The sequence below is a fragment of the Streptomyces sp. MJM8645 genome, assembly GCF_001625365.1.
Classification (GTDB): Bacteria; Actinomycetota; Actinomycetes; order Streptomycetales; family Streptomycetaceae; genus Kitasatospora.
Genome location: NZ_LJJF01000003.1, coordinates 98,650 through 111,478, shown reverse-complemented (window position 1 = coordinate 111,478; position 12,829 = coordinate 98,650). Strand labels below are relative to the sequence as shown.

General features: G+C 73.2%; 11 protein-coding genes and 1 pseudogene. 9 read left to right on the top strand and 3 right to left on the bottom strand.

Going from position 1 to position 12,829, the window contains the following annotated elements; genetic code table 11:
• Positions 1–45: 45 nt before the first annotated feature.
• Positions 46–1,683: an alkaline phosphatase D family protein gene (locus tag A6F73_RS37510; RefSeq protein ID WP_063352935.1), complete on the bottom strand. Its 1,638-nt coding sequence runs from the start codon at positions 1,681–1,683 to the stop codon at positions 46–48.
• 512 nt (positions 1,684–2,195) lie between these two features.
• Here A6F73_RS37510 and A6F73_RS37505 point away from each other — a divergent pair.
• Positions 2,196–2,645, top strand: a complete 450-nt coding sequence (locus A6F73_RS37505) for a hypothetical protein (protein ID WP_159398753.1) — start codon at positions 2,196–2,198, stop codon at positions 2,643–2,645.
• Between the two features lie 115 nt (positions 2,646–2,760).
• Here the strand turns inward: A6F73_RS37505 and A6F73_RS37500 are convergent, their stop codons facing one another.
• Positions 2,761–3,756: a helix-turn-helix transcriptional regulator gene (locus tag A6F73_RS37500; protein ID WP_063352933.1), complete on the bottom strand. Its 996-nt coding sequence runs from the start codon at positions 3,754–3,756 to the stop codon at positions 2,761–2,763.
• Positions 3,757–3,930: 174 nt separating this feature from the next.
• Between A6F73_RS37500 and A6F73_RS37495 the strand changes: the two genes are divergently transcribed.
• The 8 genes and pseudogenes from A6F73_RS37495 (at position 3,931) to A6F73_RS37460 (ending at position 12,132) form a co-directional block, all read left to right on the top strand.
• Positions 3,931–4,245: a hypothetical protein gene (locus tag A6F73_RS37495; RefSeq protein ID WP_063352932.1), complete on the top strand. Its 315-nt coding sequence runs from the start codon at positions 3,931–3,933 to the stop codon at positions 4,243–4,245.
• Positions 4,246–4,440: 195 nt separating this feature from the next.
• Entirely contained in the window at positions 4,441–4,656 is a 216-nt protein-coding gene (locus tag A6F73_RS37490) for a hypothetical protein (RefSeq protein ID WP_063352931.1), read from the top strand.
• Between the two features lie 184 nt (positions 4,657–4,840).
• Positions 4,841–6,607 carry a hypothetical protein gene (locus tag A6F73_RS37485; RefSeq protein ID WP_063352930.1) on the top strand — a complete coding sequence of 589 codons (1,767 nt, stop codon included), beginning with the start codon at positions 4,841–4,843 and terminating at the stop codon, positions 6,605–6,607.
• A gap of 120 nt (positions 6,608–6,727) precedes the next feature.
• A pseudogene (locus A6F73_RS40140) lies at positions 6,728–7,066 on the top strand (transglycosylase family protein); the annotation flags it as partial.
• 1,411 nt (positions 7,067–8,477) lie between these two features.
• The gene (locus tag A6F73_RS37475; RefSeq protein WP_063352928.1) at positions 8,478–9,347 is read left to right on the top strand and encodes a sphingomyelin phosphodiesterase; all 870 of its coding nucleotides are present in this window, start codon (positions 8,478–8,480) and stop codon (positions 9,345–9,347) included.
• Between the two features lie 63 nt (positions 9,348–9,410).
• Positions 9,411–10,568 (top strand): hypothetical protein, encoded by a 1,158-nt coding sequence (locus A6F73_RS37470; protein WP_063352927.1) that lies wholly within the window; start codon positions 9,411–9,413, stop codon positions 10,566–10,568.
• A 235-nt stretch (positions 10,569–10,803) separates the two neighbouring features.
• Positions 10,804–11,346, top strand: coding sequence for a hypothetical protein (locus A6F73_RS37465; protein ID WP_063352926.1), 543 nt, complete (start codon positions 10,804–10,806; stop codon positions 11,344–11,346).
• Between the two features lie 81 nt (positions 11,347–11,427).
• The gene (locus tag A6F73_RS37460; protein ID WP_079136657.1) at positions 11,428–12,132 is read left to right on the top strand and encodes a 2OG-Fe(II) oxygenase; all 705 of its coding nucleotides are present in this window, start codon (positions 11,428–11,430) and stop codon (positions 12,130–12,132) included.
• A 3-nt stretch (positions 12,133–12,135) separates the two neighbouring features.
• Here A6F73_RS37460 and A6F73_RS37455 read toward each other — a convergent pair whose 3' ends face one another.
• The gene (locus tag A6F73_RS37455) at positions 12,136–12,708 is read right to left on the bottom strand and encodes an SMI1/KNR4 family protein (protein WP_063352925.1); all 573 of its coding nucleotides are present in this window, start codon (positions 12,706–12,708) and stop codon (positions 12,136–12,138) included.
• Positions 12,709–12,829: the final 121 nt, after the last annotated feature.

Genomic DNA, 12,829 nt, shown 5'->3' with positions numbered 1-12,829 from the left:
CGGGTCCCGCCGCCCCCGTGAGCGGCGGGACCCGGGGGCAGCGGGTCAGGCGGGGTGGATGCCCGGGTTGCCGGCCTGGGTGACGAAGGAGGCGGCGGTGGTGACGGTGCCGCCGGGGCGGGTGATGTGGGAGACGGCGCGGTAGTCGGCGCGGACCTGGTGGCGGTCCAGGGTGAGCGTGGTGTAGCCGCGCCGCCCGTCGTAGAACTTCATGTGCGGGTTGGCCGACATCAGGTTCTGCCAGTTGGACGGCTTCTCCTCGCCGTCGCCGTCGCTGCTGATCGAGGTGCCGACGAACTCCACGCCCACGGTGCGCGAGTCCGGCTTGTCGAAGTCGCGCTTGACGTCCAGGGCGTAGGCGACGTGGACGTCGCCGGTGAGCAGCACCAGGTTCTCCACCCCGGCCCGGTCGACGGCGGTCAGGAAGCGCTCGCGGGCGGCCGGGTAGCCGTCCCAGGCGTCCATGGAGAGCTTGGAGCGATCGGCGGTGGTGTTCTTGCGGCGGGAGAAGACGACCTGCTGCGGCACGACGTTCCAGGTCGCCCGGGAGCGGTGCAGGCCCTCGGCGAACCAGCGTTCCTGGGCGGCGCCCATCAGGGTGCGCCGCGGGTCCTCGCTCTCCGGGGTGGGGTACTGCCAGCCGTCGCCGTTGGCCTGGTCGTCTCGGTACTGGCGGGTGTCGAGGATGTCGAACTGCGCGAGCTGCCCGAAGTGGACGCGCCGGTAGAGGGTGAGTTCGGTGCCGCGCGGCTGCGGCATCCGCAGCGGCATGTTCTCCCAGTACGCGCGGTAGGCGGCGGCGCGGCGGGCGATGAACGGCGCCGGGTCCTGGCCCTTCTCGGGGATACCGGCCGCGTAGTTGTTCTCCACCTCGTGGTCGTCCCAGGTGACGTACCAGGGGTGGGCGGCGTGCGCGGCCTGGAGGTCGGGGTCGTTCTTGTAGAGGGAGTAGCGCAGCCGGTAGTCCTCCAGCGTGGCCGTCTCGTGGTTGAACAGCGCCGGCAGGGTGCGGTCGGTGTACTTGCGGTCGCCGCCCGCCGCGTCGATGCCGTACTCGTAGATGTAGTCGCCGACGTGGAACACCGCGGCCAGGTCCTCGTCGGCCAGGTGGCGGTAGGCGGTGAAGTAGCCGTCCTCGTAGGCCTGGCAGGACACCAGCCCGAAGCGGACGGCGTCCAGCCGGCGCCCGCGCTCCGGCGCGGTGCGGGTGCGGCCCACGGGGCTGCTCCAGGCGCCGACGGTGAAGCGGTACCAGTACACCCGGTCCGCGTCGAGGCCGTCGACGTTCACGTGCACCGCGTAGTTGAACTCGGCGTGCGCGCGGGCGCTGCCGCGCCGCACCACCTTGCGGAACCGCTCGTCGCGGGCCAGCTCCCAGCCCACCCGCACCGAGCCGGCGGGCGGCAGTCCGGCGCCGGGCTCCAGCGGGCGCGGCGCCAGGCGGGTCCACAGCACGACGGCCCCGGGCAGCGGGTCGCCGGAGGCCACGCCGAGGGTGAACGGGTTGCCGGTGATGGCGCGCGGTCCGAACTCGGCGTCCTCGGCGTGCGCGGACGGCAGGTTGACGGTGAACGCCAGCGCGGCGGCGGCCGACGTGACGGTGAGGAAGCGGCGCCGGTCCAGCCGCGCGGCGGCCTCGCGCAGCTGCTGGTCGGGGGAGGGGCGGTCGGCAGGGCGGGTCATGGGGTGAAGGCCTTTCGCTGCTCGGCGGTGTGCGAAGGAATTCGAGTGGACCGCGCGGTACGCCAGGGGTCGGAATTCCGGCAGCCGAGTGATTATCTGATGGGGGACCCGTGAAGGTCCGACAAATACCCCCGGGTGGACGGAAACGGACGCGCGTAGCGCCCCCCGCGCGAACCGGTCCACTTGGCCCGCGACCGCAGACCGTCCCGCCCCCGAACGGGCCCGCCACCGGCCCCGGCCCGCCCGCAGGCCCCGCCCCGCAGTCGGCCGGCAAAACCCCGAACCCGCACGAGGGGACGGCTGCTCCGTACCCGGAACGGGCCGCGCGACCCGGGCCGCCCCGCACTGCACAGGGCCGCTGGCCAAGTCAAGAAAAACCACCCGAACGGGTGGGTCCACTTTTACGCCGGAGCGCGGTCGTGATGTACAACACGCTGGCACCCCAAGCGAGTTGACTGATAGGAATCACCCCGGGGGACCCGCCCATCAGCTCACACCTCTGGGAGGGAACCATGAAGAACCGCTTTGTACGTCGTGCGGGTGTTGTGGTGGCCGGCCTCGCCGTCCTGACAGTCGGCTTCGGCAGCACGGCGGCCATGGCGGCCGCCCCGGCCCCGGCCCCGGTCGCAGTGGTCCAGAACGTCACGCCCGCCATCACGGACGTGCAGACCTGGACCTACGTCACCGGCCCGCTGGAGACCACGCTCACCCTCGACACGACCGCCCGCTCCGCGTCCATCGTGGTGTACGCGAACGTGCCGTTCCTCGGCAAGGTCAAGGTCGGCAGCGCCTCCGGCAGCCTGACCGAGGGCATCACCTTCCACCTGGGCCTGTCGCCGTTCGTCAACGGCACGCAGAGGTTCTACCTGGTCGGCGACGACGTGCACCTGTACTACGACTTCGACGCGCTCGGCAAGCACTACACGGGCGACGTCAAGCTCGGCACGCTCCCGCCGTTCTAGCAGCCCCGCTCCACACCACCGGCGCCGCCCGCCGCCCCCGCGACCCGGGGGCGGCGGGCGGACCCACACCCGCACCAGCCGCCCGGCTCCCGCCACGGCCACCCCCGCGAACGCCCTACAACTGCTGCGGCAGCCAGCCGTTCTGCACCGCCCGCATCCCGAACTCGAAACGACTGCGCGCACCCAGACGCTCCATCAGATCCGTCGCCACCCGCCGCGCCGTCCGCGACGACACCCCCAGCCGCTTGGCGATCGCCTCGTCCGTCAGCCCCTGCGCCAGCAACCGCACCACCGTCGCCTCCGGCGCACTGAGCCCGCCCTCGTCCCGCACCGCCGACGGCCCCAACTCCCGCGCCTGGCCCCACACGTGCTCGAACAGCGCACACAGCGCCACCAGCGTCCCGTGACCGGTCAGCACGACCGCCCCCGCCCGGGTGTCCTCCCCGCTGACCGGGATCAGTGCCGTCGCCCGATCGAAGATGATCATCCGGGTCGGCAGCTCCGGCGCCGTCCGCACCTCCCCGCCCAGCTCCGCCAACCAGCCCACATACGCCACCGTCGGCTGGCTGTTGCGCACACTGTCCAGGTACACCGTCCGCATCCGCACCCCCCGGCCCAGCAGATCCCGGTCATGCGGCCGGGACGCCTCGATGCTCTCCGGAGAATGCCCGCCACCCGGCGCGAACGTCATGATCTCCGCCGTCAGGCCACGGGCCAGCGAAGCGATCCGGTCCCGGATCTGGTCCAGGCCCACCAACTGCTCCACCCCCGCGTGCGAGGCGGCCGGCCGCAGATCCGCGTACTCCGCGATCAACTGCGCAGCCGCCGCCCGGGACGCCTCGATCCGCAGCTGCTGCGCCGCCAGATCAGCCTGCTGACGGGCCATCAGCAACTCCATGCCGACCTGCGGCGACACCGCTCGCAGCTCGCCCTCCCGCTCGTAGGAGGGCCGGATCAGCGCCAGCTCGCTCAGCAGGTCCAGACAGCGCCGGACCTCCTCCTCGCTGCGCCCGAGCCGCTCCGCCAGCGCCCGCACCCCGTCGCCGGGATGCGCGAGCATGCTGCGGTAGACGCTCTCTGACACGGCATCCAGCCCGAGTGCGGTCAGCATGCCTCGTTACCCCCCGGTGTGTAAGGCCTGAATCGCCAATCGCTGCGTACGCGATCATCGCACGCGAGTGCGAGAGGGGGCCAGCAAGGGCCCTTGGACGGTTCCGGACACCGCCGGAACCGTCCAGGTTGATCCTCTATGCCGGGATGTCGACGGTTCGGCAGAGTCCGTTCCATGTACCTGATTCATGCCGAGATCCAGGCCCCGGTCCCGGCCCCGGCAGCGGCGCTCGCGCCCGACACCGCCGGGGCGCTGCTGGCGAGCGCGCGGCCCCAGGAGCGCATCGAACACGTCGCCGTGCACGAGGGCGCCGGCCCCGGCGCCGTCCTCGGCGTCTACCTGGTCGCCGGCCGGCTGAGCGCCGCCGAGACCGTCGTCGACACGTTCTGCCGGCGCGCGGTCGAGACCGTCCCCGCGCTGCACGGCTGGACGCTCACCCGCGTCGGCGCCCCGCTCGTCGCGCCGTTCTACGAGCGCCTGCTGGACTGATCCGGCCCGGCTGGACGGATCCGGACGCTGCCGCTTCCGTCCACCGGAGAGCCCTTCCACCCGCCCTGAACTGCGACGAAGCTAGTACTCGCCAGCAGGGCCCACCGCCCGGAGGCAAACCGGCCGAGCGTCTACCGCGGGACGCGACACCGGACTCACCGCCACCCGCCCAGTTCTCGAAAGAGGTCCACTCCCATGCTTCGCACCCCGCTCGCCAAGGCCGCCGCGGTCGCCGCCCTCGCCCTCGCCGCCGTCCTGCCGATCGCCGGCCAGGCCTCGGCCAACACCATCTGGGACGGTCCCACCCCCGCCCCGGCCGCCACGACGGCGAACACCATCTGGGACGGCCCCGCGCCGGTCACCACCCCCGCGCCGGTCACCGTCACCCCGGCCAACACCATCTGGGACTGACCCGCCCCGCGCCGGCCACTTCCGTGGACACCATCCGGGACTGACCCGCCCCGCCGTCGCCCGAGGCCACCCGACCGCTGCTCCTGCAGGGCAGCCGTCCGCCTCCCTCCGGGCCACGCCCCTCGACTTCCCGCGCCCGCACCGGGCGCCCACCGCCGCTCTCACACCGTCAGGACGCGTCGTCATGCCCTCCGCGCTCTCCAAGCTCGCCCGCATCACCCTCGCCGCCTCCATCGCCGCCTCCGGCGCGATAGCCGCCACGGCCGTCACCACCACCGCGGCCCACGCCGCCGCCTCGTCCACCGTCGGCGGCCAGATCACCCGGTCGGAGATCCTCTCCCGCGCCCAGTACTGGTTCAACCAGAACCCGGGCCTCACCTACAACCAGGGCGCGACCTTCCCCGACTCCAGCGGCCGCTACTACCGCAAGGACTGCTCCGGCTACGTCTCCATGGCCTGGCACCTGGGCTACAGCGCCACCACCCAGTCCATCGCCACCGACGAGAGCTACGAGATCCCGCGCGGCGACCTGCGCCCCGGGGACGTCCTCAACAGCTTCTACGACCACGTCCTGCTCTTCGAGAAGTGGGACGACCCCGGCCACACGACCTTCTCCTACTACTCCTTCGGCTCCACCCCGGTGAAGCACATCACCGGCGCCTCCATCAACGCCGCGAAGTTCGACTCGCACCCCAACGGCGACTACAAGGCGCGGCGCTACAAGAACGTCGTCGAGGACGTCAGCACCTCCCCGTCCTCGCTGCCCTCCGGCACCCTGGTCAAGTCCCCGAACGGCGCCTCGGTCAAGGTCATCATCAACGGCGCGGGCCTGCCGGTCGCCGGCTCCGACGTCGCCCCCGACGGCTACGACCTGAGCAAGATCGTCCAGGTCGACGACGGCGCCTTCAACGCCCTGCCCACCGTGCCGCCGCCCGGCACCGTGGTCCACGACCAGGCCGGCGGTTCCTCCCGCTACGTCGTGGTCGGCGGCGCGGCGCTGGTCATCTCCGGCTCGGACTGGACCGCCGACGGCTACAACACCCGCGCCGACATGGGCGTCCCGTCCAGCTGGCTGCAGGGCGCGATCAACACCAGCCCGGCCACCGGACTCGTCGTGATGGACCAGTCCGGCACCGACGCCGGCCGCTACGTCGTCGTCAACGGCACCGCCATGCACATCTCCGCCGCCGAGTGGACCGCCGACGGCTACAACACCCAGTCCCTGATGGGCGTGCCCAGCGACTGGCTGAAGGCCGCCATCGCCAAGCCCATGCCCAACGGCACCGTCCTGATGGACCAGTCCGGCACCGACCCCAGCCGCTACGTCGTCGTCGGCGGCGCCGCCCTGCCCATCTCCGCCTCCGAGTGGACCGCCGACGGCTACAACCTCCAGTCCCTGATGGGCGTGCCCGGCGAGTGGCTCAACACCACGGCCAGGAAGACCGTCCCGGACGGCACCCTGATCAAGGGCCAGGCCGGCACCGACCCGTCGATCTACGTGATGGTCAACAACTCCGCGCTGCCGATGACCAGCGCCGAGTTCACCACCACCTACGCCAACCAGCCGGTCCTGGGCGTCCCGGAGGCATGGGAGGCCGCCGAGGTCGCCCGCCCGCTCGCCAACGGCACCCTGATCACCAACGCCGCCGGCACCGACTCCACCGTCTACGTGATGGCCGGCGGCCTGGCCGTCCCGCTCACCTACGCCGACTTCACCGGCTACGGCTACGACAAGCTGCCGCTGCGCGGCGCCCCCGGCAGCTGGGAGCAGGCGGCCGCCGCCAAGAGCGCCCCCGCCGACGGCACCCTGCTGCAGTCCTCCGACGGCCCCACCGTCTGGCAGGTCGTCAACGGCGGCGGCAAGAAGGCGGCCGCGCCCGGCTCCTACAACGCCGCCGACGTGGTGAAGGTCCCGACCGCGCTGACCGCCAAGCTCCCCACCGTCGCCTGACGCGCCCACCCCGCCAGGGCGGCCCGGCCACCGCCGGCCGGGCCGCCCGGCACCCGCACACCTGCTCGCACACCCGCCAACCCGCTCGCCAACCCGTACCTGCCCAGGGGGAATTCCGTCATGACCGCCGCCGCCCGCAAGACGCCGGCCCTCGCCGCCGCCACCGCCCTGCTCGCCCTCGCCGCCCCGCTCGCCCTCGGCGGCCAGGCCTCCGCGGCCTCGGTGTCCACCTGGGACAAGGTCGCCCAGTGCGAGAGCGGCGGCAACTGGAGCATCAACACCAACAACGGCTACTACGGCGGCCTCCAGTTCTCCCAGAGCACCTGGCTCGCCTACGGCGGCAGCCAGTACGCCCCCTACGCCAACCGGGCGACCAAGCAGCAGCAGATCCTGATCGCCGAGAAGGTCCTCGCCGGGCAGGGCCAGGGCGCCTGGCCGGTCTGCGGCCCGGGGGCCAACCTGGGCGCCGACCACGCCAACCCCTACCCGGCCGGCACCTCCTACCCCGACCCGGCGTCGCTGCCCACCGGCACGCTCGTCAAGTCGCCCAACGGCTCCTCGGTCAAGGTCCTGATCAGCGGCGCGGGCCTGCCCGTCGCCGGCTCCGACGTCGCCCCCGACGGCTACGACCTGAGCAAGATCGTCCTGGTGGACGACGCCCGCTTCAACGCCCTGCCCACCACCCCGCCCGAGGGCACCGTCGTCCACGACCAGGCCGGCGGTTCCTCCCGCTTCGTCGTCGTCGCCGGCGCGGCGCTGTCCATCTCCGGCGCGGACTGGACGGCGGCCGGCTACAACACCCGCCCCGACCTGGGCGTCCCCACCGCCTGGCTGCAGAACGCGCTCACCAACACCCTCCCGACCGGCCTCGTCGTCCACGACCAGGCCGGCGGCAACGCCCGCTACGTCGTCGTCTCCGGCGCCGCCCTGCCCATCTCCGGCGCCGAGTGGACCGCCGACGGCTACAACACCCGCGCTGACATGGGCGTCCCCGGCGCCTGGCTCGCCTCCGCCACCCGGGCCACCGTCCCGAACGGCACCGTCGTCAACGGCCAGGCCGGCACCGACCCGTCGATGTACGTCATGGTCAACGGCACCGCCCTGCCCATCTCCGGCAGCGAGTGGACCACCGACGGCTACAACACCAAGACCCTGATGGGCGTGCCCGAGGCCTGGCTGCAGGGCGCCGTCGCCAAGCCCCTGAAGAACGGCACGGTCCTCACCGACGCCGCCGGCACCAACTCCACCGTCTACGTGATGGTCGGCGGCCTGGCGGTCTCCCTGACCTACGCCGACTTCACCGCGATGGGCTACGACAAGCAGCCGCTCATGGGCGTCCCCGGCACCTGGCTGGGCGGGGCCGCCGCCAAGAGCGCCCCCGCCGACGGCACCCTGCTGCTCTCGCCCGACAGTTCCACCGTCTGGCTGGTCGCGGGCGGCGGCAAGAAGGCCCTCACCGCAGCCGACTTCGGCCCCGGCAAGTACAGCCTCGCCGACGTGGTCAACGTCCCGACCGCGCTGACCGCCAAGCTCCCGACCACCACCGCGTAACCCCGGCCCCCGACCACCCCCGAGCCGCCCGGCCACACCCGCCGGGCGGCTCGGACGTGTGCCGCCGCCGCGCTGCGTGCCGTGCTCGCCCCCTGCGGTCGGAGGGGCGGCTCCGCACCGGCGCGGAATCGTCCGTGCACGCCCCGCCCGGCTCTGCCGCGAGCCCGCAGTGCCCCCCCGCGCCCCGTGGCATCCGCCGGGGCACCGGCGCGTCGACGCCGGCGGGCGCGGGCCGACCCCCTTGACTTGGGGGGCGGGGCGCCCCGGACCGGTTCCGCCGTGTGTGCGCCCCGCGCCCGCCGGTTCGGAGAGGACGGCCTTGAAGGTTCTGACGCACAACGTGATGTTCCTGTCCGGGCTGACGCAGAAGAGCGAGGGCGACTGGAACAACGCGGCGCGCTCGCGGCTGATCGCCGAGTCCGCGTACGTCGCGGACCACGACGTGCTGGTCTTCCAGGAACTCTTCGACCCCGGCCCCTCCGAGGAGTTGATGCAGGGCCTGGAGGGCCGGGGGTACCGCCACCGCACGCCGGTGGTCGGGGTGGACGAGTCGGGCTGGGCCGCCACGCACGGCCGGCAGATCTCCCCGCTGCACGCCCGCGGCGGGGTCGCGATCGTCAGCAGGTGGCCCATCCTGCGGATGGAGCAGCACGTCTACGACGTGGCCTGCGGCTGGGACGCCGAGGCCGCCAAGGGCTTCGCCTACGCCGTACTGGAGGTCGACGGCCGGCGCGTGCACGTGGTGGGCACCCACCTGCAGTCCGACGACGGCGCGTGCCCGACCGGCCGGGCGAGGATCATGCGCCGCTCCCAGCTGCGCGACATCGACGTCTTCCTGACGGACCGCCGGATCCCGGCGCACGAGCCGGTGATCGTCGCCGGGGACTTCAACACCGACCGCCACTCGCCCGACTTCCAGGACGTCCTGGGCTTCGGGAACCTCCAGGAGGCGGGCCCCCGGACCGGCTGGAAGTACTCCTTCGACACCATCGCCAACGACGCCGCCCTGCACCGCCACCCGGCCGACCCCGCCGAGGACACGGACCACGTCCTGCTCCGCAAGGGCCACGCCCCGCCGTGCGACGCCTGGACGAGCGAGGTCCTGAAGACCGCCTCGCCGACCTGGGAGGCGGGCGGCCGGGCCTTCACCGACTTTAGCGACCACTACCCGGTGACCGCGGGCCGCTGAGCCCGGGCCGGGCCCTGGGGCGGTCGCCCGGCAAGCGCGAGTCGTGCGACAGGAGGAGCGGATATGAGCTATTCGGCACCACAGCAGTTCGGCGAACTCACCTTCGTCTTCAGCACCGGCGAGACGAGACCGCCCGAGGGCTACCACGCCCTGTGCAGCGTCATCCCCGACAACGCCCCGATGACCTGGGTACGGGGGAGCACCGGCGGCTCGGCCGCGCTGGCCGAGCCCAGGCAGTGGCGCAAGGTCACCGACTCCGACGGGGTGCTGCGCGGCCTGGTGCCGGTGGCCCCTCCCGGGTACCGGGCGCTGAGCGCGCTGTGGTCCTCGGACACGGTCCACGGGCCCCGTGACGTCCTGCGCGACCTCGGCGGCGCGGCCTTCGTCGCCCAGGGCGACCTGCGCTGCGTGAAGGAGGAGATCGGCGGACGCCCCTACGTGGCCGTCGGCGCCTGGCGCGGGCGCGGCGGGCTGGAGATCCCCGAGACCGTCCGCCCCGAGACGATCCCCGGCGGCACGGGCTGCCTGCTGACCCCCGGCATCGCGACCTGGATCTCCTACTTCGACGGCGACTACGAGGGGGAGGACCCAGGCGACGTCCACGTGCTGGACGTGCCGATGCGGCAGGTCCGGCAGGGGACGGCGCAGGGCCCGGCCGTCACGGACGGAAGCGACGCGCCCGAGCGGACCGAGCCCGTCGTCGACCGGGAGGTGGTCCTCCCGTGCACCGCCGTCCTCGACCGGGGCGCGTCCACGGAGTGGATCCTGCACAACTCGCCGACGTACACGGTGCGGCGCCAGCGGTTCTACACCCGGGTCGCGGTCACCGACCTGCGGGAGGACCCGGGCCCGGGCACGGTCGGCGCCACCGTCCCATGGGGGGTGGACGAGGCGCAGTCGCAGGCCTGCCGCGAAGCCGTCGGCCTGTCCGTGGGGTTCGAGGCGGGCGTCGAGATCGAGGGCCACGGCGCCAGGGCGGCCGCGTCCCTCAGCCGCGAACTCGGCTACGACAGCACGCGTTTCGTCACCGCCATGACCCGGGAACGGCAGGAGGTCCGCGCCCCCGCGCCGGGCCTGCACCTCACCGCGCTGTACGTCGAGAGCCACCGCATCGAGGTCGTCCGCAACGACCCGGACCACACGCCCCCCTCGGACCGGGCGGGCCTGACGTTCAACGCCCACGCGTCCTGGACGGCGCCCACCCACCCGCCGCGCCACTGAGAGGTCAGCGTCGTCGGCCGCTGCACCCCGATTAACGCCGTCACCACGATGTTGACCGTTCATCAGATCTTGCGAACTCGTGGTCGTCGGCTGGTTGGGCCGGACGGGCGGTGGCTACGCTCGGCCGTGTCGTCCGATGGGGGGCGGCACCCGTCGCGTGCCGCGCGCGCCCGGCCCTCGTGGCCCTCGGGCGTCGGAGCGGAGTACGCGCGGGCGGTTCCCACGGGAGTGGATCATGAGCTCTGTTGGTCGCAAGACCGTCGCGGTGATGGCCGCGGCCTTGGCCTCGCTGGGTGCGGGGAGCGCGGTCACCGCGTCCGCGGCCGCCTCGTCGGCCCCGTCGTGCAGCGGGGCGGCGGAGTGCCCCAGCCTCAAGCCGACCAGGCTCACGACCAGCCAGGCGAGCCTGAACGTCACCCAGATGCAGCTGGAGAACATCCACGCGATGGCCTCCGACGCGGTGACCGGGGAGCCCATCCGCGGCGCCCGGATCGTGTTCGCCACCGTGGGCGGCCGGACGCTGGGCGCGGCCTACACCGACTACGACGGCATCGCCGCGATCACCGCCCCCGAGAACCTGGGCCCCGGCACCTTGCAGGAACTGCTGGGCGGCTACGAGGCCGCGATGGTCGGCGACGGCGTCCACGCCCCGGCCGGCGCGCACGGGGCCATCACCATCGGCACTGACCAGGGCCCCGGCGTCCCGGGCAGCCCGTGTGCCGTGTGCAGCGACCGCGGGCTCAAGCAGGACGTGGTCCCGGTGGACTGGAGCCGGTAGGGGCGCGGGTGCGGCACCGGCCGATGCGGCACCGGGCGTGAGCGCGTTCGAGGCCGCGTGACGACGAGAGGGCGGGAGACCATGACAGGGCCGGACACCGCGACGGAGCAGCCGTCGCCGGTGAGCACGGACGCGATCTGGCGGCTCCCGGTGACGGTCTGCCGCATCACCGGGCTCCTGGGCGAGCGGACGGCCGGCGCCCTGCTGGCACGCGCCGTCGCCGTCGCCTCCGCAGGCGAGGCGTTGCAGCCCTCCCTGATCGGGGACCGGGAGCTGGCCCCCGACTTCCGCCGCTCCCGCTCGTGCCGGGAGTTCGCCGCACCCGAACTGCTGGCGGCCATCGACGAGGTGCTGGAGGCGGTCGAGCACACCCTGGGCGTGTCCTGCCGCAACACCGAGCCCGACTACACCCTCAACGTGCACAACGACGGCGACTTCTACCGGCCGCACCAGGACACCAGCGCCGAGTTCTCCCCCCGGCGCCTGCTCACCTTCGTCTACTACCTGCACGGAACGCCCCGGCCGTTCGGCGGCGGCGAGCTGCGCGTGTTCGACGCCGCCCTGCCGCTGTACGGCGGGACGACGGGGGAGTGGGAGAAGCGCACCTGGCGGGACTGGGAGCCCGAGCACGACAGCATCGTGTTCTTCCGCCCCACCGCCTGGCACGAGGTGCGCCCGGTGCAATGCCCGAGCCGGCAGGCCGAGGACAGCCGCTTCGCCGTCAACGGCTGGCTGTGCAGCCCCGATCCGGCGAACGGGGCGAGTGGGGCGAGCGGGGTGCGCTGACGCTCAGTCCTTCAGCATCACCAGCGGCAGTCCGCTACCGTCCCAGGCGTGGCGCGTCTCGTCGGCCCGGTAGCGGTCGGCTTCCAGGTCGGCGGCGAAGGCCTCCAGGAACTCCCGCAGGCCGGCGGCCTCGTAGCCGGCCCGCCAGCCCTCGTGCGACCAGTCGATGATCTGGCCGTGGCGCTGCGGGGCGGGCGGGTCCAGGTCGATGCAGATCACGTCGCCGTTGCCGATGGAGATGAAGGGGATCCACCCGGCGGACCAGGCGACGTCCCGGCGGATCACGCCGTCCTCCGCCCGCTCGTCCCAGGGCGGGTCCCCGGCGTCGACGGACCGCTCGCGCCAGTCGTCCACCATCGCGTCGAGCGGGTGGAGCGCGGTGTGTAAACCGATCAGGACCCCCGGCAGGCCGTCGTGGCAGCGGTAGGACTCCCGGACGTCCGGCGGGAGTTCCACCCCCATCGCGGCCTCCGCCGCCCGGATCTGCCCGTCGGTGGCGCCGGGCGGCATCGCGGCCGCCACCTCCGGGGCGATCCGTTCCAGCGCGGCCTCGATCCGCGCCCACAGCTGCTGCATCGGGAAGCCCCCTTCGTCGTGTCGAGTGATCGAGTCGAGGACCGGAACGTAGCACCGGCCACCGACAGTCATCAGTCATCGGGCGGTGCCAGGGCTCCTGTCAGAGCCACCTGGTAGGAAG

Excerpts from the sequence above, each read along its gene's own strand:
- A6F73_RS37510 (WP_063352935.1), bottom strand. The coding sequence starts at position 1,683 with ATGACCCGCCCTGCCGACCGCCCCTCCCCCGACCAGCAGCTGCGCGAG.
- A6F73_RS37505 (WP_159398753.1), top strand. The coding sequence starts at position 2,196 with ATGAAGAACCGCTTTGTACGTCGTGCGGGTGTTGTGGTGGCCGGCCTC.
- A6F73_RS37500 (WP_063352933.1), bottom strand. The coding sequence starts at position 3,756 with ATGCTGACCGCACTCGGGCTGGATGCCGTGTCAGAGAGCGTCTACCGC.
- A6F73_RS37495 (WP_063352932.1), top strand. The coding sequence starts at position 3,931 with ATGTACCTGATTCATGCCGAGATCCAGGCCCCGGTCCCGGCCCCGGCA.
- A6F73_RS37490 (WP_063352931.1), top strand. The coding sequence starts at position 4,441 with ATGCTTCGCACCCCGCTCGCCAAGGCCGCCGCGGTCGCCGCCCTCGCC.
- A6F73_RS37485 (WP_063352930.1), top strand. The coding sequence starts at position 4,841 with ATGCCCTCCGCGCTCTCCAAGCTCGCCCGCATCACCCTCGCCGCCTCC.
- A6F73_RS37470 (WP_063352927.1), top strand. The coding sequence starts at position 9,411 with ATGAGCTATTCGGCACCACAGCAGTTCGGCGAACTCACCTTCGTCTTC.
- A6F73_RS37465 (WP_063352926.1), top strand. The coding sequence starts at position 10,804 with ATGAGCTCTGTTGGTCGCAAGACCGTCGCGGTGATGGCCGCGGCCTTG.
- A6F73_RS37460 (WP_079136657.1), top strand. The coding sequence starts at position 11,428 with ATGACAGGGCCGGACACCGCGACGGAGCAGCCGTCGCCGGTGAGCACG.
- A6F73_RS37455 (WP_063352925.1), bottom strand. The coding sequence starts at position 12,708 with ATGCAGCAGCTGTGGGCGCGGATCGAGGCCGCGCTGGAACGGATCGCC.